Source organism: Acidisoma silvae, assembly GCF_020618775.1.
Taxonomy (GTDB): domain Bacteria; phylum Pseudomonadota; class Alphaproteobacteria; order Acetobacterales; family Acetobacteraceae; genus Acidisoma; species Acidisoma silvae.
The window spans coordinates 273893-298234 of the sequence record NZ_JAESVB010000002.1 but is presented as its reverse complement, the minus strand read 5'-3'; the positions used below and the strand labels follow the sequence as shown (position 1 = coordinate 298234).

The 24342-nt window shown below is 63.3% G+C and carries 18 protein-coding genes; 12 read left to right on the top strand and 6 right to left on the bottom strand.

Annotated features, from left to right (window positions below):
* From ASILVAE211_RS05905 to atpC, 5 genes are read left to right on the top strand one after another with little or no spacing between them, the layout of a single operon-like run.
* Positions 1 to 570, top strand: a complete 570-nt coding sequence (locus ASILVAE211_RS05905; protein WP_227320374.1) for a F0F1 ATP synthase subunit delta — start codon at positions 1 to 3, stop codon at positions 568 to 570.
* A 1-nt stretch (position 571) separates the two neighbouring features.
* A complete protein-coding gene (atpA, locus tag ASILVAE211_RS05900) occupies positions 572 to 2107 on the top strand; it encodes a F0F1 ATP synthase subunit alpha (protein WP_227320373.1) in 1536 nt (511 codons plus the stop codon).
* Between the two features lie 21 nt (positions 2108 to 2128).
* Complete coding sequence (locus ASILVAE211_RS05895) at positions 2129 to 3019, top strand: F0F1 ATP synthase subunit gamma (protein ID WP_227320372.1); 891 nt, start codon at positions 2129 to 2131, stop codon at positions 3017 to 3019.
* Between the two features lie 25 nt (positions 3020 to 3044).
* Positions 3045 to 4466 carry a F0F1 ATP synthase subunit beta gene (atpD, locus tag ASILVAE211_RS05890; protein WP_227320371.1) on the top strand — a complete coding sequence of 474 codons (1422 nt, stop codon included), beginning with the start codon at positions 3045 to 3047 and terminating at the stop codon, positions 4464 to 4466.
* Positions 4467 to 4492: 26 nt separating this feature from the next.
* Positions 4493 to 4906 carry an ATP synthase F1 subunit epsilon gene (gene atpC, locus ASILVAE211_RS05885; RefSeq protein WP_227320370.1) on the top strand — a complete coding sequence of 138 codons (414 nt, stop codon included), beginning with the start codon at positions 4493 to 4495 and terminating at the stop codon, positions 4904 to 4906.
* A gap of 76 nt (positions 4907 to 4982) precedes the next feature.
* Here atpC and ASILVAE211_RS05880 read toward each other — a convergent pair whose 3' ends face one another.
* From ASILVAE211_RS05880 to ASILVAE211_RS05870, 3 genes are read right to left on the bottom strand one after another with little or no spacing between them, the layout of a single operon-like run.
* Complete coding sequence (locus ASILVAE211_RS05880; protein ID WP_227320369.1) at positions 4983 to 6095, bottom strand: glycosyltransferase; 1113 nt, start codon at positions 6093 to 6095, stop codon at positions 4983 to 4985.
* A 4-nt stretch (positions 6096 to 6099) separates the two neighbouring features.
* Complete coding sequence (locus ASILVAE211_RS05875) at positions 6100 to 7503, bottom strand: ATP-binding protein (protein WP_227320368.1); 1404 nt, start codon at positions 7501 to 7503, stop codon at positions 6100 to 6102.
* Entirely contained in the window at positions 7500 to 8225 is a 726-nt protein-coding gene (locus ASILVAE211_RS05870; protein WP_227320367.1) for a response regulator, read from the bottom strand. Before ASILVAE211_RS05870 ends, ASILVAE211_RS05875 begins: the two co-directional genes overlap by 4 nt.
* 133 nt (positions 8226 to 8358) lie before the next feature.
* Here ASILVAE211_RS05870 and ASILVAE211_RS05865 point away from each other — a divergent pair, with 133 nt between their 5' ends.
* Together ASILVAE211_RS05865 and ASILVAE211_RS05860 are read left to right on the top strand one after the other, a co-directional pair.
* Complete coding sequence (locus ASILVAE211_RS05865) at positions 8359 to 8910, top strand: hypothetical protein (RefSeq protein ID WP_227320366.1); 552 nt, start codon at positions 8359 to 8361, stop codon at positions 8908 to 8910.
* A gap of 149 nt (positions 8911 to 9059) precedes the next feature.
* Positions 9060 to 12065, top strand: coding sequence for a glycosyltransferase (locus tag ASILVAE211_RS05860; RefSeq protein ID WP_227320365.1), 3006 nt, complete (start codon positions 9060 to 9062; stop codon positions 12063 to 12065).
* Here the strand turns inward: ASILVAE211_RS05860 and ASILVAE211_RS05855 are convergent.
* From ASILVAE211_RS05855 to ASILVAE211_RS05845, 3 genes are all read right to left on the bottom strand, one after another.
* A complete protein-coding gene (locus ASILVAE211_RS05855) occupies positions 12033 to 13034 on the bottom strand; it encodes a YihY/virulence factor BrkB family protein (protein WP_227320364.1) in 1002 nt (333 codons plus the stop codon). The two genes, ASILVAE211_RS05860 and ASILVAE211_RS05855, sit on opposite strands and share 33 nt — an antisense overlap.
* A gap of 108 nt (positions 13035 to 13142) precedes the next feature.
* A complete protein-coding gene (locus ASILVAE211_RS05850; protein WP_227320363.1) occupies positions 13143 to 15668 on the bottom strand; it encodes a sensor histidine kinase in 2526 nt (841 codons plus the stop codon).
* Positions 15669 to 15820: 152 nt separating this feature from the next.
* Positions 15821 to 17956, bottom strand: a complete 2136-nt coding sequence (locus ASILVAE211_RS05845) for an EAL domain-containing response regulator (RefSeq protein ID WP_227320362.1) — start codon at positions 17954 to 17956, stop codon at positions 15821 to 15823.
* A gap of 253 nt (positions 17957 to 18209) precedes the next feature.
* On the opposite strand from ASILVAE211_RS05845, the gene ASILVAE211_RS05840 reads away from it, so the two are divergent.
* From ASILVAE211_RS05840 to mctP, 5 genes are all read left to right on the top strand, one after another.
* The gene (locus tag ASILVAE211_RS05840) at positions 18210 to 19145 is read left to right on the top strand and encodes a crotonase/enoyl-CoA hydratase family protein (protein WP_227320361.1); all 936 of its coding nucleotides are present in this window, start codon (positions 18210 to 18212) and stop codon (positions 19143 to 19145) included.
* A 131-nt stretch (positions 19146 to 19276) separates the two neighbouring features.
* Positions 19277 to 21106 (top strand): M3 family oligoendopeptidase, encoded by a 1830-nt coding sequence (locus ASILVAE211_RS05835; protein WP_227320360.1) that lies wholly within the window; start codon positions 19277 to 19279, stop codon positions 21104 to 21106.
* 5 nt (positions 21107 to 21111) lie between these two features.
* The gene (locus ASILVAE211_RS05830) at positions 21112 to 22470 is read left to right on the top strand and encodes an ABC1 kinase family protein (RefSeq protein WP_227320359.1); all 1359 of its coding nucleotides are present in this window, start codon (positions 21112 to 21114) and stop codon (positions 22468 to 22470) included.
* 87 nt (positions 22471 to 22557) lie between these two features.
* Positions 22558 to 22782 (top strand): DUF3311 domain-containing protein, encoded by a 225-nt coding sequence (locus ASILVAE211_RS05825; protein ID WP_227320358.1) that lies wholly within the window; start codon positions 22558 to 22560, stop codon positions 22780 to 22782.
* Positions 22782 to 24338, top strand: a complete 1557-nt coding sequence (gene mctP, locus ASILVAE211_RS05820; protein ID WP_227320357.1) for a monocarboxylate uptake permease MctP — start codon at positions 22782 to 22784, stop codon at positions 24336 to 24338. The genes ASILVAE211_RS05825 and mctP overlap by 1 nt, the downstream gene beginning before the upstream one ends.
* The last annotated feature ends 4 nt before the right edge of the window (positions 24339 to 24342 follow it).

The following is a 24342-nucleotide window of genomic DNA, read 5'->3' as shown; positions in this document are numbered from 1 at the left end:
GTGGCCTCGGGCGCCGGCACTCAATCTTCGAACCAGATCCTCGCGGGACGCTATGCGACCGCGCTTTACGATTATGCAGGGGAGATGGGTTGGCTTGATCGCGTCATCGAAGAGATGGACGCGCTGGGCCGGCTGATCGACGAAAGTGCGGATTTCCGTGCTTTCCTGTCCAATCCCCTGATCGATATTCAGGAAGGGACGAAAGCTGTCCGCGCTGTGCTCCTGGCACAGGGTTTCGGCAGCATCGTTCAGGATTTCGTGGGTGTGGTTTCCAGCAACCGCCGCCTGTTCTTCCTGCGGTCGATCGTGACGGCCTTCGCCGCCCTGGTCGACAAGAAGCGCGGCCTCGTCCGCGCCGAAGTCGTCTCGGCCCATCCGCTGACCGACCTGCAATCTACCCAGCTGCGTGCACGTTTGACGGAACTCGGCTACGGCCGCGTCAATATCGAGCAGACGGTTGATCCCTCGATCCTCGGCGGCCTCGTCGTCAAACTCGGCGCCCGCCTCTATGACACCAGCCTCAAGTCGCGCCTCCAGCGACTGCAATACGCCATGAAGGGAGCAGCCTGATATGGAGATCCGCCCGGCAGAGATCTCGGAGATCCTGAAGAAGCAGATTGCCAGCTTCGACTCCGATGCCAACGTGACCGAGACGGGTCAGGTTCTGAGCGTCGGTGACGGCATTGCCCAGGTTTTCGGGCTGCAGAACGTCATGGCTGGTGAACTGGTCGAATTTCCTGGCGCCGGCCTTAAGGGCATGGCGCTGAACCTGGCCGCCGACAGCGTCGGCATCGTCATTTTCGGTGACGACAGCGGCATTCGCGAAGGCGATACCGTCGTCCGCACCGGCGACATCGTGAACGTGCCCGTCGGCAAGGCCCTTCTGGGCCGTGTGGTCGATGGCCTCGGCAATCCGATCGACGGCAAGGGGCCGGTGGCCACCACCGAGCGTCGCCTCGCCGAAGTGAAGGCCCCCGGCATCATTCCGCGCAAGTCGGTGCATGAGCCGATGCAGACCGGCATCAAGTCGATCGACGCGCTGATCCCGATCGGCCGCGGTCAGCGCGAGCTGATCATCGGTGACCGTCAGACCGGCAAGACTGCCGTCATCGTCGACACCTTCCTGAACCAGAAGACGGTCAACGCGGGTGATGACGAGAGCCGCAAGCTCTATTGCATCTACGTCGCCATCGGCCAGAAGCGCTCCACCGTCGCCCAGCTCGTGCGCACGCTCGAAGAATACGGCGCGATGGAATATTCCATCGTGGTCGTCGCTTCCGCGTCCGATCCGGCGCCGCTACAGTTCCTGGCACCCTATACCGCCTGCGCCATGGGCGAGTATTTCCGCGACAACGGCATGCATGCGCTGATCGCCTATGACGATCTGTCCAAGCAGGCGGTTGCCTATCGCCAGATGTCCCTGCTGCTGCGCCGTCCGCCGGGCCGCGAAGCTTTCCCGGGCGACGTCTTCTATCTGCATTCCCGCCTGCTGGAACGCGCAGCCAAGATGTCCGACGCCATGGGCGCGGGCAGCCTGACGGCGCTTCCCGTCATCGAAACCCAGGCGGGTGACGTCTCGGCCTATATTCCGACGAACGTCATCTCTATCACCGACGGCCAGATCTTCCTGGAAACGGAGCTTTTCTTCAAAGGCATCCGCCCTGCCGTGAATGTCGGCGTCAGCGTCTCCCGCGTCGGCTCCGCCGCGCAGATCAAGGCAATGAAGCAGGTTGCGGGCAAGATTAAGCTGGATCTCGCGCAGTATCGCGAAATGCAGGCCTTCGCCCAGTTCGCGTCCGACCTCGACCCCACCACCCAGCAGCTGCTGGCCCGTGGCGCGCGTCTGACCGAGCTCCTGAAGCAGCCGCAGTTCCACCCGCTCGCGGTGGAAGAGCAGGCGGTTGTGATCTTCGCTGGCGTCCGTGGCCTTCTGGACCGCGTGCCGGTGAACAAGATCGTGGACTTCGAGCGTCACTATGTGAACGACCTGAAGACCAGCAAGCCCGAGATTCTGGAGTCGATCCGCACCAATCGCGAGATCAAGAAGGACGTCGACGAAAGTCTGACGGCCTTCATCAAGAAGCTCGTTGACGAATACGTGGCCTAAAGTCGGCGGAAGACAGAACCCATGCCGAGCCTGAAGCCACTTCGCAACCGGATCAACAGCGTCAAGTCGACGCAGAAGATCACCAGCGCCATGAAAATGGTCGCGGCGTCCAAGCTGCGCCGCGCCCAGGCGCAGGCCGAAGCGGCGCAGCCCTATGCCGAACGGATGGAGCGCATGCTCCGTGCGCTGGCCACCGCCATGGCGGACCAGCCGGCAGGTGCCGCGCCCGCGCTTCTGGCCGGCACGGGCCGGGACCAGAAGCATCTCGTCGTCTCCGTGACGGGGGATCGCGGTCTCGCTGGCGGGTTCAACGTCAATTCCGCACGCACCGCGCGCAACCTCGTCCGTAAGCTGACGGCCGAGGGCAAGCAGGTGAAGATTCTCGCCGTCGGCCGCAAGGGACGTGACTATCTGCGTCGTGAATTCGCGAGCCAGATGGTGACCAATCCGATGCCGGGCGGTCGCAAGCGGCCCGAATTCGGCGATGCCGAGCTGATCTCCGGCGTGATCCAGGACATGGTGGCGAAGGGCGAGGTCGATGTCGTGACCTTGGTCTACAACCACTTCCGCAGTGTCATGGCGCAAGTGCCGACTGAGCTGCGTCTGGTGCCGATGACGCCGGAAAAGCTTGATGAAACGCCCAAGGATGCGGATCAGGCGTCCTACGAATTCGAGCCGGAAGAGGATGAGATCCTCGCGCGCCTGCTGCCGCGGGCGCTCAGCATTCAGCTCTACCGGGCGATGCTCGATAATGAGGCCGGCTTCTTCGCGGCACAGATGACCGCGATGGATGGCGCGACCCGTAATGCGGGCGATATGATCAAGCGCCTGACTTTGACCTATAACCGCGCCCGCCAGGCGAATATCACGTCTGAGCTGGTCGAAATTATCTCCGGCGCGGAAGCCGTTTAAGAAGCGCACAGAGCAGGATACGAAAATGGCAAACAATTCTGTCGGTCGCGTCACTCAGGTTCTGGGCGCTGTCGTTGACGTGCAGTTCGAAGGCGAACTGCCTTTTATCTATAGCGCGCTGACCACCAAGGTCGGCGAGCGCGAGCTCGTTCTTGAAGTGGCGCAGGAACTGGGCGAGCACACCGTCCGCACCATCGCCATGGACAGCACGGACGGCGTCGTTCGCGGCCAGGAAGTCACGGATAGCGGCAAGCCGATCTCGGTGCCCGTCGGTCCCGGCGCTCTGGGCCGCATCCTCAACGTCATCGGCCAGCCGATCGACGAGCGCGGCGAAGTCCCGGCCGTCCGCTACATGCCGATCCATCGCGAAGCTCCGGGCTTCGAGGAACAGGCGGCCAATGCCGAAATCCTCGTCACCGGCATTAAGGTGGTCGACCTGCTGGCGCCTTACCTGAAGGGCGGCAAGATCGGCCTCTTCGGCGGCGCCGGCGTGGGCAAGACCGTGCTGATCCAGGAGCTGATCAACAACATCGCGAAAGAGCACGGCGGCGTGTCGGTCTTCGCGGGCGTTGGCGAGCGCACCCGTGAAGGCAACGATCTGTATTACGAAATGATCGATGCCGGCGTTATCAAGACCGAAGGCGAAGGCTCCAAGGTCGCCCTGGTTTATGGCCAGATGAACGAGCCGCCGGGCGCGCGCATGCGCGTCGCCCTGTCCGGCCTGACCATGGCGGAATATTTCCGCGATGACGAAGGCCAGGACGTTCTGTTCTTCGTCGACAACATCTTCCGCTTCACGCAGGCGGGCGCGGAAGTGTCGGCCCTTCTCGGCCGTATTCCGTCGGCGGTGGGCTATCAGCCGACGCTGGCCACCGACATGGGCGCGCTTCAGGAACGCATCACCTCCACGAAGAAGGGCTCCATCACCTCGGTGCAGGCCATCTACGTGCCGGCCGATGACTTGACCGATCCGGCGCCCGCGACCTCCTTCGCCCATCTTGACGCGACGACGGTGCTGAACCGCGCCATCGCCGAGCAGGGCATCTACCCGGCGGTCGATCCGCTGGACTCCACCTCGCGTTCGCTCGACCCCCGCATCGTCGGTGACGAGCATTATCAGGTTGCCCGTGACGTCCAGAAGATCCTGCAGACCTACAAGTCGCTGCAGGACATCATCGCCATCCTGGGCATGGACGAGCTTTCGGAAGACGACAAGCTGGTCGTGGCGCGCGCGCGCAAGATCCAGCGCTTCCTCAGCCAGCCCTTCCATGTGGCGGAAGTCTTCACCGGCTCCCCGGGCGTCTTCGTGCAGGTTGCCGACACCATCAAGGGCTTCAAGGATCTCGTTGCCGGCAAGTATGACGATCTGCCGGAAGCCGCCTTCTACATGGTCGGCACCATCGAGGATGTCATCAAGAAGGCCGAAGCGCTGCGCGCCAAGGCCTGAGCGGCAGATTAGGTAAGGATAAGCTGGTGCCTATCTCAATCGAGATCGTGAGCCCCGAGAAGCTGCTCGTCTCCCAGTCCGTGGATATGGTTGTGATCCCGGGCTCGGAAGGCGACCTTGGCGTGCTGCCCGAACATAGCCCGATGATCACCCTGCTGCGCGGCGGTGAGGTCATTCTCTATGAAGGCGAGCGGGTGACGTCGCGCTATTTCGTGACCGGCGGTTTTGCCGAAATCACGGGCGAGCGTGTCACCGTTCTGGCCGATACGGCCGAGCTCTCCTCGGCGCTGAATCATGCAGACGGCGAACGTCAGTTGCAGGAAGCGAATAAGGCGCTGTCGGAGGCCGAAAAGGTCGGCCAGACAGATCGTCTGGTCGCGCTGATGGAAAATGTCCAGGTCGCGCAGGCCGTGGTCGATGTGACCGCTGCCGCTCACTGAACCTGAGCCGTTATCATTTAAAAAAAGGCCGCCCGGGTGATCGGGCGGCCTTTTTTGTGTCCGGGGCCGGTGGCCGTCAGCCCGTCAGCGACAGCAGCAGGGATTCCAGCCGGCGGGATTGCCGTTCGGCATTGAACTCGCCCTGCACCAGGCCGCGCCCGGCCGTGCCTAGGCCCATGCGCATCTCAGGCGTGGCGAGCAGGCTGGCTATGGCGCGGGCCAGAGCCTCGGGGTCTCGCGCAGGCACGATCACGCCCGTGCGTCCGGGCAAAATGACGCCGTCCAGACCAGCCTGATCGGTGCCGATAACAGGCAGTGACAGGGCCATGGCCTCTATCGCGACACTTGGCAGACCTTCGGCGTCACCGTCCTTCGCCCGTTCGCTCGGCACGACCAGCATGGATGCCTGGCGCATGGCCTGCGCGACCTCGCCCGGCGTCTGCCAGCCCAGGAAGCGGAGCTGCGAGAGACCTTCCGCCTGCGCGCGAATATCAGCACCCAAAGGGCCATCACCGATGATCGTCACGGCGGGTTCCCGGTTCTGCCGGCGCAGGATCTGCAATGCTTCGATCAGCACCGGCAGGCCTTTTTTAGGCACGAATCGGCCAACGAAGAGGATCGGCCCATTGGCACGCGGCGCAGGCGAATCGGCGGGGATATCCGTGCCGATGGGATGCACGATCAGCTTGCCAGCCGGAAATCCGCGCTGGAGCAGCTTCTGCCGCACGCTTTCCGAGACGCAGATGAACAGTTTCGCTTCCGCCAGCAAAGCGGGCAGGCGGCGGGCGTAAAGGCTTTTGGTGAGACCGCCGCGATAGTGCTTGTCCTTATGCGCGTCGCCGCCATGGAAGGTAACGGCAAGCGGCAGGCCCAGCCGCTGCGCAATCGGCAGAGCCAGGGCGCCCCCGCGCCCGAACTGCGCGTGAATGACGGCCGGATTGAGGGCGCGCAGCGCAGGAAGGTCCGGCACGAGGCCAAAGTCCTTAAAGGCTTCGCGCTGGATATCGCCGATCAACCCATCCCGGCCCAGACGCCGGGTGGCAAAGCCGTTTTCCGCGGCAACAGGCGTGATCCGTCGACCGAGCCAGACCGGATCGAGCTGGGAAAAGCCGGAATACTGCCGGCGCATGAAGGAGGCTTCGGACGGGGGCAGAATCACGTCCCGGTAGATCAGCGCTGTGCGGCCCATAATATCAGATCGGCAGCGTGATGGTGATGCGCGCCCCGCCCTCGGGCCGGTTGGCCAGCGTCAGATCGCCGCCATGGGCGCGGGTGATATCCCGCGCAATCGGCAGGCCAAGCCCAACGCCCCCCGTTTCTCGGTTGCGGCTGGTCTCCAGCCGCTGGAACGGCTGCATGACGCGCTCCATATGCTCGGGCGGAATGCCGGGGCCGACATCCAGCACCTCGATCTTGATCTGCCTTGCGTCGCGCGCCGGCGGCGTCAGTTTCGCATGGGCCGAGCCGCCATATTTGACGGCATTGCCGATTATATTGGTCAGGGCGCGTTTGAAGGCCTGTGGGCGCAGGCGGGCCGTCAGATGGCTCGGTCCTTCGTAGCGCAATTGGTCGGCAATATCGGGGGCGGCGTCACCGGCCTCATCCAGAACCGTGCGCAGCAATTCGGCGAGGTCGATGGGGGAGACCGGCTCATTCGGGCTGGCAATACGGCCGAAGGCGATGGTGGCGGAAACCATCGCCTCCATCTCGTCCAGATCGCTCAGCATTTTGCCGCGCTGCTCGTCGTCTTCCATGAATTCGGCGCGCAGGCGCATCCGCGTGATCGGCGTGCGCAGGTCATGGCCGATGGCCGTCAGCAATAGGGTGCGGTCTTCCACAAAGCGGCGAATGCGGCCAGCCATGGTATTGAAGGCCTTGGCGGCGGCGGCGGTTTCGGAAGGGCCGTCTTCCGGCAGTGGCGGCGCATTGACGTCGCGGCCCAGCGCTTCGGCGGCGGCCGCCAATGTCCGCACCGGTGCGGTCAGGCGGCGCACCGCCCAGATCGTCATCGCCGCGGCCAGAGCGGTCATGACGATGAAAGCGATCAGAAACTCGATGCCCTGAAACGAATCGGGGCGCGGCACGCGGCTTGAAATCACCAGCCAGCGGTTATTGGGCAGTTCAAGCGCCGTATATTCGTGGCGGGTTTCCGGGTCGAAGCCGAACTGGACGCGCTGCGGCCGCAATTCGGGCGGGATCGGAAATCCGTCCATATTGAACAGGATCGCATGCCGAATCGGCGGGGGTGTCGGCAGCAGGTTGTTGAACTGGGCGTCAACGGTATCGGCCAGGCGCGCGGAGAAGTTCTTCGGCACGGGAATGATCTTGAGCCGCGCATCCTGCTGGGCCGCCGGAACTTCCACCAGATCGCGATAGATGCTCATGATGCGGAAGCTGTAGACGCGCAGCCCGGCGACCCGCACCAGGTCGTTGCGGTCCAGCGTATGGATACCGAGACCCAGGGTCTGGACGACGACCAGCCCGACGATCAGCACCAGCGCCGTGCGAGCCGCCAGGCTTCCCGGCCAGAGCCGGATGCGAAGCCGCCTCGGGGCGGCGGACTGCGCCTCAGGCGTCGCGCGGCCGGATGCGCTCACGCGCGTTCGACAGTCGCGGCCAGCACATAGCCGCCGCCGCGGACGGTCTTGATCAGCTGGGCGCCACGGCCCTGGTCGTCCAGCTTGCGCCGCAGCCGGCTGACGGCGACGTCAATCGCGCGATCAAAGGGGCCGGCCTGACGGCCACGGAGAAGGTCGAGAAGCATATCGCGCGTCAAAACCCGGTTGGCGCGCTCCAGCAGCGCGAAAAGAAGATCGTATTCGCCGCCCGTCAGCGGCACTTCAACCCCATCGGGGTTCACCAGCCGCCGACGCGCCGGCTCCAGCGTCCAGCCGGCAAATCGCAGGGGCCGCGCCGTCCGGTCATTGGTCCCGGCCGTCTCCTGGGTGTCATTGGCGCGGCGCATGATAGCACGGATGCGGGCCAGAAGCTCACGCGGGTTGAACGGCTTGGCGATATAGTCGTCCGCGCCAAGCTCCAGCCCGATGATGCGGTCGGTATCCTCGCCCATGGCGCTCAGCATCACGATCGGCACATCCTCCTGGTCGCGCAGCCAGCGTGCCAGATCCAGCCCGCTTTCCCCGGGCAGCATGAGGTCGAGGATGACGAGCTGAAAGGCGCCCCGGGTCCAGGCGCGCCGCGCTTCGCGCGCGTCCCGCACGGCGGTGATCCGAAAGCCGTTCTTTTCCATAAACCGCGTCAGCAGGTCACGGATCTCGTGATCGTCGTCGATGACGAGAAGGTGAGGGCGTATATCCATGAACAAAACATAAGAGAGTCTGCGCCAAAGGTGCAGACCCTTCCTGCCTCTGTTGCATTTTGTCGCGTTTCAGTCCGAAGCCCGTCACAGAAGGCGGTCATCCTGCGCTTCTCGACAGACAAGGGATCGTTCCATGGGACGCCTCGCAACGGCCGCTATCATCACCATCGCCCTGGCCGGGGCCACCGTTCAAAGCTTTGCCGGCACGCTACCGTCTGACAATAAGGCCGATATCGCGGCACAGGCATCCGTGCCGGTGGACGCGCTGCTGGCCGATGCTGCGGCGCCCGCGCCGATGTCGGCTTCCGCCACGCCGGACGCAGACCAGCCGCCGCCGCCGCCGCCCGGCGGCTTTCCGCAGGGTGGACCGGATGGTCACATGCCGCCCGGCCCGATGGGATTTGGGCCGCATCCAGGCATGCATGGGCCTTGGGACCGGATGCGCCATCTCGCCCAGACCTGGGGCCTGTTCTTCAACCAGAAGGACAAAAATCTGAGCGACAGCGACGTCCAGACGCTGGCCACGGCTGTCTTGCTGATGCACGGCAACCATAGCTGGAAGGTCGCCGACATCGCCGATGCGGCAGACGGCACCGTCACCTTCGCCTATGCGACAGCCGATGGCTCCGTCATCGCCCGCTTCTCGATGGACCGCCATTCCGGACGCCTGACGCGCATCGGCTGACCGGGCAGTTGACGCTCACCTGTGGGACGGAGGCGACATGGTCTCCGTCCCACAGGAATGTGTTCCGGCATTAAAACCAGTCTTGCATGCGTTGAAGGGTTGATCGTTTGCCTGCCGACCAGCGATACATTGGTCAGAGCAGGGGCGACATGATGGTGAAAAAGTCTGGAACGTCTCGCGCGGGCGTACCGCAGCAATCCGGCGTCGTTACGGTTTTGGTCGATCGTCAGGCGGTTCAGCTGCACCGGACGAACGGAATGCCGTTCAACGCCGGCGTTTTGAACGTGCTGCTGGACGGAAATCCCCTGGCGCAGGTGTCACTTGCCCGCCCGACGCCTACCCTGTCCTTCACATTGCCACCTCAGTTGCTGCCGCGCGTGGTCGATATCGTCGATCAGGCAACCAATGTCAGCGTCCTGGATAGCCCGCTTTCGCTTGACGATGCGCTGGCACCGCGATTCGAGCGGGCTGAATTCGACAGAGGCGAATGCCTTCTGGAAGCCAGCATGTCCGGGTACCCGGTCGAATCCCTCGCCGCCGTTCTGGTCGATGAGCACGGGCTTGTCGTGGTCGCCGGCATGCTGGAGGCAGACAGACGATCCGACAATGCGCGCATGCGCTACACGGCCAAGCTGCCGCTGCTGCGTCTGGTGCCGCATGGTCCGGCGCTGTCTGTGGCGCTTTATATCGGCGGTCGCCGCATGCCCAACAGCGTGCCGATTTCGGCCATCGCGACCGGCTATGCCGGTGCGATCAACCAGAGTAATCCCGACCAGATCAAGGGATGGGCACTTGACTTTGCAAAGCCCGAGCAGCCCGTCAGCCTCGATATTCTGATCGGCGAGCGCCGGGTCGCGACCATTGTCGCTGACGAAGCCCGACCGAACCCGGCAGCGCAGGGCGACGGCCAGGAACAAGGCTTCACGGTTGATAAGGCCGTGCTGGGCGCTTTGGAGAATGGCGATGTCATTTCGGTTCTGCTGGCCGGCAAGCCGACGCATCTGGTCGATAGCCCGCAACGGGTGCAACAGGCGGCGACCATTCGCGGTATCTTCGACAATATCAACGGCAATCACGCCTGCGGCTGGGTTCTCGATACCACCCAGCCCGACCAGCCACGCACCGTGGAGGCCGTGTGCGATGGCCGCGTGATCGGCACGGCCATCGCCAACGGCCTGCGTCGCGACGTGCTGGAAGCGGGACTGCCGACCGACCGCTGCGGCTATCGGATTCTTCTAGAGGCGCCGATCCATACCTTGTTCGGCCGCAATATCATCGTGCGCATCAAGGAAAGCGGCGTCATTCTGAATGGCAGCCCCCGGCAGCCAGAGATCAATCCCAATATCAAGACCTACCTGACACCGGATCGTGGCATTTCGCCGCGCATCCTGGAACGGCTGCGTCAGCGCATGAACGCGGCGGCGGACGGCATGGGTTTGTCGATTGTCATGCCGATCCACAATACGCGCCGCGATTGGCTGACGGAGGCGCTGCGCTCCGTCTGCATGCAATGGTGCGGCGCCTGGGAACTCATCTGCGTCGATGATGCGTCCACCGCGCCGCACATCGCGGGCATGTTGGACTGGTTCGCGCAGACGGACAAACGCATCCGCGTCATCCGCTCGCCCGCCAATGAGGGCATTGCCGGCGCAACGACGCGCGGCATTCAGGCCGCCCGCTATCCTTACGTCACGTTGATGGACCATGACGATGTTCTGGAACCTGACGCCGTCCATCATCTTCTGGCGACAGTGCGCAGGACAGGCGCTGACTTCATCTATAGCGATGAGGTCCTGACGGCGGAGGACAGTTCGGTCGTGCTGGATGTGCGTGCGCGCCCGGCCTTTTCACACGACTACTACCTGTCGCATCCCTATTTCGTTCACATGGTCGCGGTGCGGACGGAGATCGCGCAACGCATCGGCGGATTCGATGCGGCGCTTCCCATTTCTGCCGATGTGGACTTCATTCTTCGCGTCATAGAGGAAAGCGGCTCTGTCGCACATATTCCGCGCGTGCTCTATCGCTGGCGCACGCACACCACCAGCACCGGCCATGACAAGCAGGGCCAGGTGATGGCCGCGACCACGGCCGCCATCCAGCGCCACCTTGACCGGCTGAAGACCGGGGCGGTTGCGAAGCCCGCGGCTGAGTTCAACCAGTTCGAGATCGCCTGGCCCGATCCGGGCGGCAGGGTTCTGATCATCATCCCGACCAAGGACGGGACGGATCTGCTGCGTCAATGCATCGCGTCGATCGAGGCGACGGTGCCGCCGGAGGATTATCGCCTCATCGTCATCGACCATGAATCGAAGGAAGCGGCGTCAAAGAAATATCTGGCGCAGATCGCCAAACGCCATACCGTCATGCCCTATAAGGGTAGTTTCAACTATGCGGCGATGAACAATCAGGCCATTCGCCTGCATGCCGAGGATGAGCCTTTCATCCTGTTCATGAACAATGACATCGAGGCGGTCGAGGCCGGCTGGCTTCAGCGCATGCGCTCGCTGGCCGGACGGTCGGGTGTCGGCGCGGTCGGCACGGCCCTGATGTATAGCGACAGGCGCATCCAGCATGGCGGCGTCATCGTCGGTGTCAACGGCATGGCCGATCACGCGCTGCGCTTCGAACCGGTCTGGAACCAGGATGGCAGCCGTAATCTCGGCTATAACGCCTCGCTGCCCGCCGTGCGGGATTTTTCGGCCGTGACGGCGGCCTGCATGATGATGCCGCGCGCGGTATTCGACGAAGTCGGCGGCTTCAATGACGGCTACGCCGTCGGTTTCAACGATACCGATCTCTGCCTGCGCATCGGTCAGGCCGGCTACAAGCTCCTCTATGACGGCCGCACGCTGCTGTTTCATCATGAGTCGGTGACGCGCATCGCAAAGGCCCAGCTCAAGCATCCCGAGGATGATGCCCATTTCCAGCGGGACTGGGAGGCCGTTCTGTCCGCGGGCGATCCCTTCTACAGCCCGCTGCTGGAACTCTATGGCGCCGACCATAAGCTGCGGCTCGGGCCCTGCGCGTCATTGGCACCACGGGTCGTGGCCGTCACCATGGGCAGGACCGCCTTGCCGACCCAGGCTTCGGGCAAAAAGCCCCGGCCGGCGAGGCGGACGTCAGGCGTGCGGGCGCGCGCGACCGCCGGCTGAGGCGTCGCTCTCCACAGCTAGGGTCTCATCCGCCACGGTCAGGTTTTCAGGCGCGAACAGCTCGTCCGCGACCGGTCCCCGCACACTATTGCCGTGGTGGCGGTGCGGCTTCCGCACCCGGTCGATCTGCGCATTCAGCTCGGCGCCGAACAGGACCGCATAGGCGCTGACCCAGAACCACATCATCACGCCGACCGCCGCGCCCAGCGCGCCATAGGCGGCGCTGTAGCTGGCGATATTGCTGACATAGAATGAAAACAGCACGGAGATCAGCAGCCATAGGATAGCGGCGGCCAAGGCGCCCGGCAGCACCGGCCCGACGCCGTCCGGATGCGGGGCCGGCCCGATCTTGTAGAACAGCGACAGCATGCCGAGAACGAAAGCGAATAGCCCGGCGATGCCGGACAGATGCGCCAATTGCGCCGTATAGCGGGACAGGCCGAGCGCCGAAAAGGCCGTCGGCAGACCGACCAGCACGCCGATGCCCAGAACGGCGGCCAGGATCGCGCCGAAGGTCATCACCATCGCCAGGGCCTGGAACTGGAAGACGCTGCGGGTCTCCTTGCGGCGATAGGCGAAATTCAGCGCCCAGATCAGGGATTTGGTGCCGGATGCCGCCGACCAGAAGGCAATCATGAGGCTGACGGCCAGGCTGATGGTGAGCGTGCCGCTATGGTTGCTGACCAGTTCATGCACCCGGTCGGACAGCAGCTGGTAGGCCGCACTGGGCATGATCTGGCGCAGATAGGCCAGCTGCGGCTCGACCGTCACCGGGTCGAAGGCCATGCCGTAGATGGAAATCAGCATGGTCATGGCCGGGAACAAGGCCAGCGTCGCATAGAAGGCGCAGCCGGCTGCGTTCAGCGACATATAGTCGGAGACCATGGCGAGCGCGGTGGCACGGAGTACGCGACCAGGGGGCGTCCGCATTTTCTCCTGGATTTCGCGTTGCAGCTTTTCCGTGACCATCCGTCGAGGCTTCCTTGCTGGTCCGGTGTGCGGCCGAACCGGCGCAGTTTCAACTGCAAACATATCGTCTTGTATCACCAAGGCGATAGCCATGCGCCCCCGCTGCCGTCAGCCCGTCGGCACCTCGTATTTCGCCCGCAGCGCCTCTGCCACGCGACCAACCTCCTGCGTCAGGACCATGACCTCGCGGTGACATTCCATCTGATCGGCAAGATCCAGCCGCCGGAACCGCCGGCAAGTCGCATTGACCGCTTCGGCACCGATATTGGCCGCCGCGCTGCTGAGCGCATGGGCTTCCGCCTGGAACAGAACGCTGTCGCCGGCGCGGGCAGCCACGCGCAGCGACAGCAGCAGGGATTCGGCATCGGCGATGAATTCCTGGGCCAGTTCGGCTGCGAAGGCAGTGCCGCCCAGCTGCTCCAACTCCTTCAGCATGCGCGTACTTAAGGTGTCCGGCGGACGGTCCCCCTTGGCCGCAGGCGTGCTCTGCTCGGCCTCATGATGCTCGGGCGCGGCATCGGTGCCCGTGAAATCGGCGATGATATCCAGCAGCCTGCCGGCCTCGACCGGCTTGACGATGCACAGATCCATGCCGGCCTCGATGCAGCGTTCGGCCATTTCCGGCGAGGCATCGGCGGTCAGCGCCAGGATCGGCAATCGCTTCTCGCCCACCGCGCCGAAGCGCTGCAGCTGCGTTGCCTCCAGCCCGTTCATGACCGGCATGTTCACATCCATCAGGACGAGAGCGAAATCCTCTCGTTCCATCGCATCCAGCGCTTCCTCGCCATTGCCCACGATCGTGAAGCTATGGCCGCCGCGCTCCAGGATCTTCGCGACAACCGATTGATTGATGCGGTTGTCATCGGCGATCAGGATATGGAGCGAATGCCCGCGCGAACGGGTGGCGAGCGGTTTGGCTGTGTCGTGCTCCAGCCGGGCCGCGATCGTATGCAGGACCGTCTCTATCTCGGCGTCGTCAGGCTGGGCCTTAAGATAGGACACGCAGAAGCGGCGAAGGTCGCGGCCGAAATGGCTGGCGACCGGCCTTTCGGTGTTCAGCAGGACGACAGGCGGCCGATCCTCGGTGAGCCCATGCGGCAAATCGCGGATAACACCGCTGGCGCCGGGCAGGCTGGCCGTATCCAGCAGAACGGCATGAGCGCCGCGGGTCTCGCGTATGGCGGCGGCCAAAGCAGCCGTATCATCGGGCGGAACCAGACCAAGGGTCAGGGTCGCGCCCAAAGCCTCCAGGCGCGGCGCCAGGTCGGCCACCGCCTGCGGTGTCGCGCTCAACAGGGTCAGGCGCAGCGGCGGCAGTGCTGGCGGTGCCGCCGGTGCCAATCCCAGCGGCAGTTCGAGGCGGAAATGACTGCCCTCGCCAAGACGGCTGTCCACGGTGATCTCGCCGCCGTGCAGCCTGGCGAGGCTGCGCGCGATGGCAAGGCCAAGGCCGCTGCCGCCAAACCGGTCGATGATCGTCGCATCCGCCTGGGAGAAACTGTCGAAAATCTTGGATTGCGCCTCGGGGGCGATGCCAATGCCGGTATCGACCACCTCGAAGACCAGGGTGATCGTCGTCTCGCTCCGCGCCAATACGCTGACCGCGATCAGCACGCCGCCGCGTTCGGTGAACTTGACGGCGTTGCTGGCCAGATTGCGCAGCATATCCATCACCTGGCGGGGATCGCCGATGAGATGGGCCGGCGTGGCCGGATCGACATAGGTGGCGAGGGCGATTGCCTTGCTGGCAGCCGGAACCGCCACAAGCCGCTCGATCTCATACAGAAGCGCCGGCAGGTCGAAGGTTTGATCCTCGCCACGGAGCTGGCCGGCCTCGATGCGCGAAAAATCCAGAATGCCGTCGATCAGCGCCAGCAGGGACCGTGCCGCCGCACCGGTCGTGCCCACCATTTCGCGCTGCTCGCGGTCCAGCTTCGTTTCGGTCAGCAGGTCGCTCATGCCGATGACGGCGTTCAGCGGCGTCCGCAGCTCGTGGCTGACACTGGCCAGGAACTGGCTTTTGGCCTGGCTTGCCTGTTCGGCCTGTTGTTTGGCGACCGACAGGCTGCGGATAAGGGAGCCTGCGTAAAGCGGTATCGCGACCAGGCCGGCCACCAGCCCCGCCGAGAGATAGGGATCATGGCGCCAATAGCCCGTCGTCACCACGCAAAGTGTGAAGCCGAGCGCGGCGCAGGTCATGGCTGCCCGCAAATAGGCCAGGCCGAAGCGGAAGCCGTAGCCCAGAACCGCCCAGAGATAGATCGGATAAAGCGGTGCCGCGATCTGGCCGCCGATATGCATGCCGAAGGACAGCGTGCCCGTATCGACTACCAGTTGCAGGATGATGCGCGTGCGGGACGGCCGGCCGCGGATGACCAGATCAAGGAAGAACAGCACACCAACGGCGGCATAGAAGCCGCTCGTCAGCAGGGGCATGCGGGGCTGGTCTAAAGCACCGCGCAGCCAGAGCACGACCAGATAGAAAAAGACCCCGCAGCCAATGACCAGCCGGTTGAGGATGATCTGGTGTTCGGTGCCCATGCCCGTGCGAAGACGCCGCCGCAAGGCGGCGAGCGTATCGCGGATGCGGGAGGGGGCTGCCCGCGCGTCTTCGGTCGCAGGAATCAGTTGCACGGGTTCCGATGGTTTTGCCGGTACTGGGGATGATCGGCCGGCTAGGCGCGACCTTAGGAACTGGATCATTGGTGTGGCATTCATGCCCGTGTTCGGGCCAGGGTAGCCTTATTGTCTCGCTATAGCCGGACTGGTCCAGCCGCCGGCTGCCCTTATCCGGTAGTACCGTCGTCAGTTGCCACTGCCTTGGCGGAGTGTGAAGCAAAAAATCTCTCAAGTTCCAACGGTGGCAAGGCCCGGCTGAACAAATAGCCCTGCACCTCGTCACAGCCCTCGTCTCGAACCACCGCGAGCTGCTCCGGCGTTTCCACGCCCTCGGCAATGATTCGGAGGCCAAGGCCGCGACCAAGACCGATGATTGCGCGGATGATGGCAATGCCTTCGGACCGCGCCGGAATACTATGAATGAAGCCTTGGTCGATTTTGAGGCCGTCGACACGCAGACGTTCGATATAATCGAAAGACGCGTATCCGGTACCAAAATCATCGACGCAAAAGGAAACGCCTTGCTGCTGTAGGCTCATGATCTGCCGGCGCGCGGCATCGTGATCCTCAAGCACCGTGGTTTCCGTCAGCTCCAAATCGATCAGATGCGGCGACACGCCCGATCGTGCGATGGCGTCGCGGACGAGCAGGGCGACATCGTTGTTGCGAAACAATGAGGCGGAAAGATTTATGCCGACCCTGATCGGCATGCCGCGTCTTTCCCATTCGCCCGCCTGTCGGCAGGCGGCATTCAGCACCCAAAGATTGATTTCCGTCATCAATCCGGATTCTTCAGCGATCGGCAGAAAATGGTTCGGATAGATCAGCTTTTGGGCATCAGGCGCCCAGCGCAGAAGCGCTTCAACGCCGACAATACGTTCGCTGCGCGCGTCAAGCTGCGGCTGATAATGCATCACCAGCTCGTCCCGCCGAAGGCCGGCACGGAGATCAATTTCAAGCTGCGCGGATTTCCGAACGGCCGACTGCAAAGTCGGCTCGAACCGGTAAATCCGGTTTCGCCCCAGGGATTTCGCACGATACATGGCGAGGTCGGCGTGTTGCATCAGGGTTCCGGGCGCGGATCCGTCTTCCGGGAAGATCGCGGTGCCGACACTGGCGCTGAGATGGATGCTGTGCCCCGCAATGGGGAAATGGGCCTCAAAACTGCGGCGGATCGTCTCGGCGATCGTGAAGGCGCGCCTGGACGCATCCTCGGCCGTCAGGCCGGTTTGCAGGACGGCGAATTCATCGGCCCCGATACGGGCCAGCGTTGACCCATCGCTTAGGGTGGCCAGCATGCGCTTGGCCACGGCTTTCAGCAGCAGATCGCCGCTGTCATAACCAAAAGCATGGCTCACGCTTCTGAACCGATCGAGATTCAGAAAATGCAGCGCGAAGATCAGCCCATCGCTGCTGCGGTCGATGGCTTCGTCCAATTGCAATGTCAGGGCGTGGCGGTTTGGCAATTCCGTCAGCGGGTCATGGTGGGCCACGTAATGCAGGTGGTCTTCCGCCCGTTTGCGCTCGGTGATGTCCAGTGACGTGGTCAAAACACCGGTCACGTCGGCGTCGCCCGATTTGAGCGGTGCCTTCGTCGTCAGGAAAACGCGCTGGACACCAGCGGCATCCGTTATCGCTTCCTCGAATGCCGGCAAAGCGAGGCCGCTGTCGAAGACCCGTCTGTCCAATAGGCGCGAGCGTGTTGTGACGCTTTGGCTGGCGTCTCTATCACCAAAAAATTTTATGTGTTCAGCGTTGGAAAAAATGCAGTCACCCTGGTCGTCGTAAGCGCTGATCATCGCCGGGACGGTGTCGATCACCTGCGCAAGCCGGTCGCGGCTATTGCGGAGCAGCGCCTGCCGCTCCTGCTCGATGCCGGCCAATTCCTCAGCCAATGCATTGGCGCGAATACGGATTTGCTTCTGGCGCGAGCCGATCTTCAGCAGGTTCCGGGCGCGGGTGATGAATTCCTGATGGTCGATCGGCGTCTGCACGAAATCGGTGGCGCCGGCTTCCAGGGCTTCGAGGCGAAATGCGCGGTCATCATAGGCTGTAATAACAATAATAGGGACATCGACCCCGTTCGGCAGGGATCTGATCTGCTGCGTGAAGGCTGCCCCGGTCATTTGCGGCATTTTGTAATCTGTGATGACCAGGTCAGGCATCTTGCCGCCGATCGCCTTCAGGGCAGGATCGGGCGTGGCAAAAGCTTCGACTTCAATATGGTCGTCTAAAAAGCCCGCAAGCCGAGAGAAGATGCTGCGGTTTGTAGCGCGATCATCGACGATGACGACAAAGGCCATGAGGTCCCCGATAGCCGCAGCAGGTTAAAAGGGCGGAATGGCCCCACCTGGAGGTAAGGCTTAAGCCTATCGTGTAAGCGCCGTTTTTCCAAGCAGGCAGCGTAATCACGGATATTTAGCAAGGCAATTGTGCTGTGGTGCAGGAAACTTGCTGCTCGTTTCTTCAAACCTGTGAACAATAGCGTGTCCGATGACAGCGGGGATCGTCCCGTCCGTCGGAGCAAGCCGGATATCGCACTCACAGGAGATCACGATGACCTTTGTCAACCCATCCATTGGCTTTGTTACGAACCCGACTGAAATGTCAGAGGTGGTTGCCGCGAGAGCGCTCTACACGCTGACGCACAACTACTATCCGACCATCCGGCCGCAGCTTGATTCCTCAGCCAAGGCGCTTTTTTGCTACATGCGCCCCGAAGGGCGGCCGAGCTACACGCCCGAACTCTTGCGGGATATGAGCCTGGTCCAGAAGGAAATTTACCGGGCCACGACCGGCGCCGAGCCGTTCCGTTATGTTGTGGTGGGCTCGCGCGTGCCGGGAACGTTCAATCTGGGCGGCGATTTGGATCTGTTCGGTGCCAAGATCCGCAGCCGGGATAGCGAATCGCTGCGCGCCTACGCCCATGCCTGCGTCGATATCGTCTATCATAACGCCTCAGGCTATGGGCAGCGGGTGACGACAGTGGCCCTGGTTCAGGGCGCGGCCCTGGGCGGCGGCTTCGAAGCGGCGCTCTCCTGCCATCATATCGTTGCCGAACGCAGTGCGACCTTCGGTCTGCCCGAGGTTCTGTTCAATCTTTTCCCCGGCATGGGCGCCTATTCCCTTCTGTCCCGCCGGCTGGACGCCGTCCGCGCCGAGCGGATCATCCTCAGCGGCAAGATCTATTCCGCGGCCGAATTGTACGAGATGGGCCTTGTCGATATGCTGGTGGAAGACGGCGAGGGCGAGGTCGCGGTTCGTGAATACCTCAGCCGCATCGACCGCCGCTTCAACACCCACCAGGCCGTGCTGCGGGCGCGCCAGTGCGTCCATGCCCTGACCCGCCAGGAATTGATCGACGTGGTCGATGTCTGGGTCGACGCGGCGATGCGACTCGATGACGCGGACCTGCGCAGAATGGACCGTCTCGTGCGGGCGCAGACCCGGCGGCATGGCAGCGGCGCGGAGACACGCCTTGCCGCCGAGTGAAAGGACGGGACGATAGAGACGGCGCAGCGGATGAGGTCGGGGCTTTGAATTTTGTGGCGCCCAAGCCTTGCCCTACACTGCCGCCGATAGACGGGAGAGCGATCGCTATGGTTCGAAGTGAGATGGTCTGCATGACGGACGGCCCTGCTTCTGGCGGAGCCTCAGGTCAGGCAGAGCTTCTGCCGTCCTGGGACCTGGCGGATCTGTACGACGGCGTAGACAGTCCTGCTCTCCTCCATGATCTTGAGACGAGCAAAACCCGCGCTGCGGCCTTTCGGTCCGACTATGCGGGAAAGCTTGACGGTCTCGCAGCGGGGGCCCTTGCGGGGGCCTTGCGCGAGTATGAAGCGATCGAGGAGACGCTGGGCCGCGTCATGTCCTATGCCCAGCTTCTGTTCAGCGGTGACAGCTCGGACGCGAAAATAAGCCGCTTCTATCAGTCGATGAGCGAGAAGGTTACGGAGATCTCGACCGATCTCCTTTTCTTCACTCTGGAGCTCAATTGCCTGGACGAGCAGGCCCTTGCCGCCAAAATGGCGGACCCGGCGCTTGGCGCCTGGAAATCCTGGCTCGATGACCTGCGCATCTTCAAGCCGCATCAGCTCTCCGATGATATGGAGCAGCTTTTGCATGAAAAGGAGGTCACGGGCGCCAGCGCCTGGAGCCGCCTCTTCGATGAGACCATGGCCGGACTGCGCGTCTCGGTCGCCGATGAAAGCCTGACGGTCAGCGATGCCCTGAACCGGCTGTCCGACCGTAACCGCGAAACCCGGCAGGCAGCGGCCGGTGGTATCAGCCAGACCTTTGCCGAAAATATCCGGCTTTTCTCGCTCATCACCAATACCTTGGCCAAGGACAAGGAAACGATCGACCGCTGGCGCCATTACCCGACCCCGGCCAGCTACCGCAATCGCTCCAATATGGTGGAGGACGAGGTGGTCGACGCGCTGGTTTCGGCCGTGACCAGCAATTATGGCCGCCTCTCACACCGCTATTACAGCCTGAAGGCCCAGTGGCTCGGCCTGCCCAAATTGCAGCATTGGGACCGCAATGCGCCCCTGCCTGCCGATACTGACCAGAAGATCAGCTGGGCCGATGCACGCGCCCGTGTCCTGTCGGCCTATGGCGCGTTCAGCCCTGTTCTGGCGGAGATCGGCCAGCGCTTCTTCGACCGGCCCTGGATCGACGCCGGCCTGCGCCCCGGCAAATCGGGCGGTGCCTTCGCGCACCCCACCGTGCCGTCGGCCCATCCCTATATTCTCATGAACTATCACGGCCGCACGCGGGACGTGATGACGCTCGCCCATGAACTCGGCCATGGCGTGCATCAGGTTCTGGCCGGCGAGGCTCAGGGCTATCTCCGTTCCGGCACGCCGCTGACCCTGGCCGAGACCGCGAGCGTCTTCGGGGAAATGCTGACCTTCCGCGCCATTCTGGACGCGGAGACCGACCCCGCCCGCCGCCGTATCATGCTGGCCTCCAAGGTTGAGGACATGCTCAACACGGTCGTCCGCCAGATCGCCTTCTTCCAGTTCGAAACCAAGGTCCATGCCGAGCGCCGCAGCGGTGAGCTGCTGCCGGAACGCCTGGGTGAGATCTGGATGGATGTGCAGACCGCGAGCCTTGGCGACGCCTTCGAATTCACGCCGGATTACGCAGCCTATTGGGCCTATATCCCGCATTTCATCCACTCGCCCTTCTATGTCTATGCCTATGCCTTCGGGGATTGCCTGGTGAATGCGCTTTATGCGGAATTCGCTGGCGGCCATCCGCGCTTCCAGGAAAAGTATCTGGATATGCTGCGGGCCGGCGGCACCAAGCGCCATAAGGAATTACTGGCGCCCTTCGGCCTGAACGCGGCCGACCCTGCTTTCTGGACATGCGGCCTCGATGTCCTTGCCGGCTTCATCGATGAGCTGGAGGCGGCAGGCACGCCCGCCGCTGCCGGCAAAGGGGCCTGAGCGGCATGGCTGAAAAAGGGCGCGACGAAGCCAGTTTCTTCGGCAGCGTGCGGCGGTTCGCCCGCACCTCCGGTGCGGTCGGCGGCATTGCCGCTCGCGTCGCGGGGGAACGTGTCTTCGGCATCAAGACCGATCGCGCCGCCCATGCCGAGGATCTGCGGCAGGTGCTGGGTGGGCTGAAAGGCCCGCTGATGAAGGTCGCCCAGATCCTGACGACGATCCCGGACGCCTTGCCGCCGGAATATGCGGCGGAACTGTCGGAATTGCAGGCCAATGCGCCCTCCATGGGCTGGCCCTTCGTCCGTCGCCGCATGGCCGGCGAACTCGGCCCCGATTGGCAATCCCGCTTTCAGACCTTCGCTCAGGAAGCTGCCGCCGCGGCCAGTCTGGGGCAGGTGCATAAGGCCGTCCTGCCGGACGGGCAGGTGGTTGCCTGCAAGCTGCAATATCCGGACATGCCGAGCACGGTGGAAGCCGATCTGCGGCAGCTCAAGATCGCCATGGCCATCTATCATCGCATGGACAATGCCATCCAGCATGATGAGATCTACAAGGAATTGTCCGAGCGTCTGCGGGAGGAGCTGGATTACGAGCGCGAAGCCGCACAGATGCGGCTGTATCAGGCGATGCTGGCCGAGGTCGCGGACGTGCATGTGCCGACGCCGATCGCGGACCTGACGACCAACCGCCTGCTGACCATGACCTGGCTCGACGGTGGTTCCCTACAGCGCTGGCTGGATACCGAGCCCTCGCTGGAAGCGCGCAATCGGGTGGCCGAGGCGCTGTTCCGGGCCTGGTATGTGCCCTTTTACCGGTATGGCGTCATCCATGGTGACCCTCATCTCGGCAATTATCAGGTGCGGCCGGACGGCAGTGTCAATCTGCTCGATTTCGGTGCCATCCGCGTCTTTCCGCCCAGCTTCGTGCGCGGCGTCATCGATCTTTTCGAGGCGGTGCGCGATGGTGATGACGGTCGTGCGGCCGAGGCCTACCGCAATTGGGGCTTCGCCGATGTCACGCCGGAAATGGCCAATGTCCTGAACGGTTGGGCGCGCTTCCTGTACGAGCCGCTGCTGGATGACCGCGTGCGGCGTATTCAAGAAACGCCGGACGGCCAGTTCGGCCGGTCGGTGGCGGAAGAAGTGCATTCCGGCCTCAAAAGCATCGGTGGCGTTCGCCCGCCGCGCGAATTCGTGCTGATGGACCGTTCCGCAGTCGGTCTCGGCAGCGTCTTCCTGCGTCTCAAGGCCGAGCTCAACTGGAGCAAGCTCTACCGGGAAGTGACGGAAGGCTTCGATATTGACGTCTTGGCCGAGCGTCAGGCCGCGGCTTTGGCGGCCGCCGGGGTGCCGCCGACCAAGTAACCCGGCAGTATCCAGGCAATTGCCCGTCGAATGACAGGTTGGTAGGGAAGGGGCAGCGCCCGAGACAGGGCGTCACCGGAGGACGTCATGCCCCAGCCCACCCGCCGACGCGCCAGTTTCTGGCGTGTCCTTCTGATTCTACCCATTCTGGCGGTGATCGCGGTCGGCTGTTTCAACAGTACCGGCCCCAGCCTGTGGGGATTCCCCTTCTTCTATTGGTATCAGATGCTCTGGGTGCTGCTGTGCTCGGCCATCGTCGGCCTCGTCTTCTTCATCGAGGGGCCGTCGGCCGATGCGGGGGATGACGCATAATGGCGCCGCTCGCTCTGCAACCTGTCGCACTCGTCGTCTTCCTGATCCTTTTCGTGCTCGTGACCGTGCTGGGCTTCCTGGGCGCCAAATGGCGGCGTGGCGACCTGGACACCCTGCATGAATGGGGATTGGGCGGCCGGCGCTTCGGCACCTGGATTTCATGGTTCCTGCTCGGCGGCGATCTTTATACCGCCTATACCTTCGTCGCAGTGCCGGCCTTGGTCTTTGGCGCGGGCGCGGTCGGCTTCTTCGCTGTCCCTTACACGATCATCATCTATCCGATCCTCTTCGCCTTCTTTCCGCGCCTGTGGTGGGTGTGCAAACGCCACGGCTATCTGACGGCGCCGGAATTCGTCCTTGGCCGTTTCGACAGCCGCGCGCTGTCGGTGGCGCTGGCGCTGACCGGCATTCTGGCGACCATGCCCTATATCGCGCTGCAGCTTGTCGGCATGCAGGTGGTGCTGGCGGCTTTGGGCCTGCAGGGCACCGGCATCTGGTCCGATGTGCCGCTGTTCATCGCCTTCATCGTCCTGGCAGCCTTTACCTATACCAGCGGCCTGCGGGCACCCGCGATCATTGCGGTCGTCAAGGACATCCTGATCTATGCGACCGTGATTGCGGCGGCGATCGTCATCCCCCTGCATCTCGGCGGCTGGGGCAAAATTTTCGCCTCCGTGCCGGCCGCGAAACTGACACTGCCGGTGCCGGCCGCGCATAGCCTGGGCAGCTACGGCGCCTATGCGACGCTGGCTTTGGGATCGGCGCTGGCGCTGTTCCTCTATCCGCATTCCATGACCGGTATTCTGGCGGCCAGCAGTGGGCGGGTGATCAAGCGCAACGCGGCGCTGCTACCGGCCTATTCGCTGGTGCTCGGCTTTCTTGCCCTGCTCGGTTTCATGGCCATTGCCTATGGTGTCGCGAAAAATCCGGCCTATGCCGCCGGCTTCGCGCAATATAAGGGCAATTTCGCGGTACCGGCGCTGATCCTGTCGGCCTTCCCGTCCTGGTTCGCAGGCGTCGCTTTCGCGGCGATTGCCATCGGCGCGCTGGTGCCGGCGTCCATCATGTCGATCGCGACGGCCAATATCTTTACACGCGATATCTACAAAGCCTTTCTTAAGCCGCATGCGACGGACAAGCAGGAATCCGGCATGGCGAAGCTTGTCTCGCTGATCGTGAAACTGGGCGCGCTGGCTTTCATCGTGCTTCTGCCGGCAACGACCGCGATCCAGTTCCAGCTGCTCGGCGGCATCTGGATCATTCAAACCCTGCCGGCCGTCATGCTCGGCCTGTCGCGCCTGCGCCTGCGGCCGGAAGCGCTGCTGACTGGTTGGGCGGTCGGCATGGTGATCGGCACGGCGATGGCGGCGTCGACCAGCTTCAAGTCGGCGATTTTTCCATTGCACCTGCCCGGTGGCTTTTTGGCCCCTGGCTATGCCGCGCTTTATGCGCTGATCGCCAATCTCGCTATCGGCTTCGTGCTGTCGTGGATTTTGAACGCCTTCCGCTCCGAACAGGCGGCAAGAAACGACCCTGCCGCCCGCTTCGAGTTCTGAGTAG

What these genes read in the sequence shown, in the direction of transcription:
- atpA (WP_227320373.1), top strand. Translation starts at nt 572, where the DNA reads ATGGAGATCCGCCCGGCAGAGATCTCGGAGATCCTGAAGAAGCAGATT.
- ASILVAE211_RS05895 (WP_227320372.1), top strand. Translation starts at nt 2,129, where the DNA reads ATGCCGAGCCTGAAGCCACTTCGCAACCGGATCAACAGCGTCAAGTCG.
- atpD (WP_227320371.1), top strand. Translation starts at nt 3,045, where the DNA reads ATGGCAAACAATTCTGTCGGTCGCGTCACTCAGGTTCTGGGCGCTGTC.
- ASILVAE211_RS05880 (WP_227320369.1), bottom strand. Translation starts at nt 6,095, where the DNA reads ATGGGCCGCACAGCGCTGATCTACCGGGACGTGATTCTGCCCCCGTCC.
- ASILVAE211_RS05870 (WP_227320367.1), bottom strand. Translation starts at nt 8,225, where the DNA reads ATGGATATACGCCCTCACCTTCTCGTCATCGACGACGATCACGAGATC.
- ASILVAE211_RS05865 (WP_227320366.1), top strand. Translation starts at nt 8,359, where the DNA reads ATGGGACGCCTCGCAACGGCCGCTATCATCACCATCGCCCTGGCCGGG.
- ASILVAE211_RS05860 (WP_227320365.1), top strand. Translation starts at nt 9,060, where the DNA reads ATGATGGTGAAAAAGTCTGGAACGTCTCGCGCGGGCGTACCGCAGCAA.
- ASILVAE211_RS05855 (WP_227320364.1), bottom strand. Translation starts at nt 13,034, where the DNA reads ATGGTCACGGAAAAGCTGCAACGCGAAATCCAGGAGAAAATGCGGACG.
- ASILVAE211_RS05845 (WP_227320362.1), bottom strand. Translation starts at nt 17,956, where the DNA reads ATGGCCTTTGTCGTCATCGTCGATGATCGCGCTACAAACCGCAGCATC.
- ASILVAE211_RS05840 (WP_227320361.1), top strand. Translation starts at nt 18,210, where the DNA reads ATGACCTTTGTCAACCCATCCATTGGCTTTGTTACGAACCCGACTGAA.
- ASILVAE211_RS05835 (WP_227320360.1), top strand. Translation starts at nt 19,277, where the DNA reads ATGACGGACGGCCCTGCTTCTGGCGGAGCCTCAGGTCAGGCAGAGCTT.
- ASILVAE211_RS05830 (WP_227320359.1), top strand. Translation starts at nt 21,112, where the DNA reads ATGGCTGAAAAAGGGCGCGACGAAGCCAGTTTCTTCGGCAGCGTGCGG.
- ASILVAE211_RS05825 (WP_227320358.1), top strand. Translation starts at nt 22,558, where the DNA reads ATGCCCCAGCCCACCCGCCGACGCGCCAGTTTCTGGCGTGTCCTTCTG.
- mctP (WP_227320357.1), top strand. Translation starts at nt 22,782, where the DNA reads ATGGCGCCGCTCGCTCTGCAACCTGTCGCACTCGTCGTCTTCCTGATC.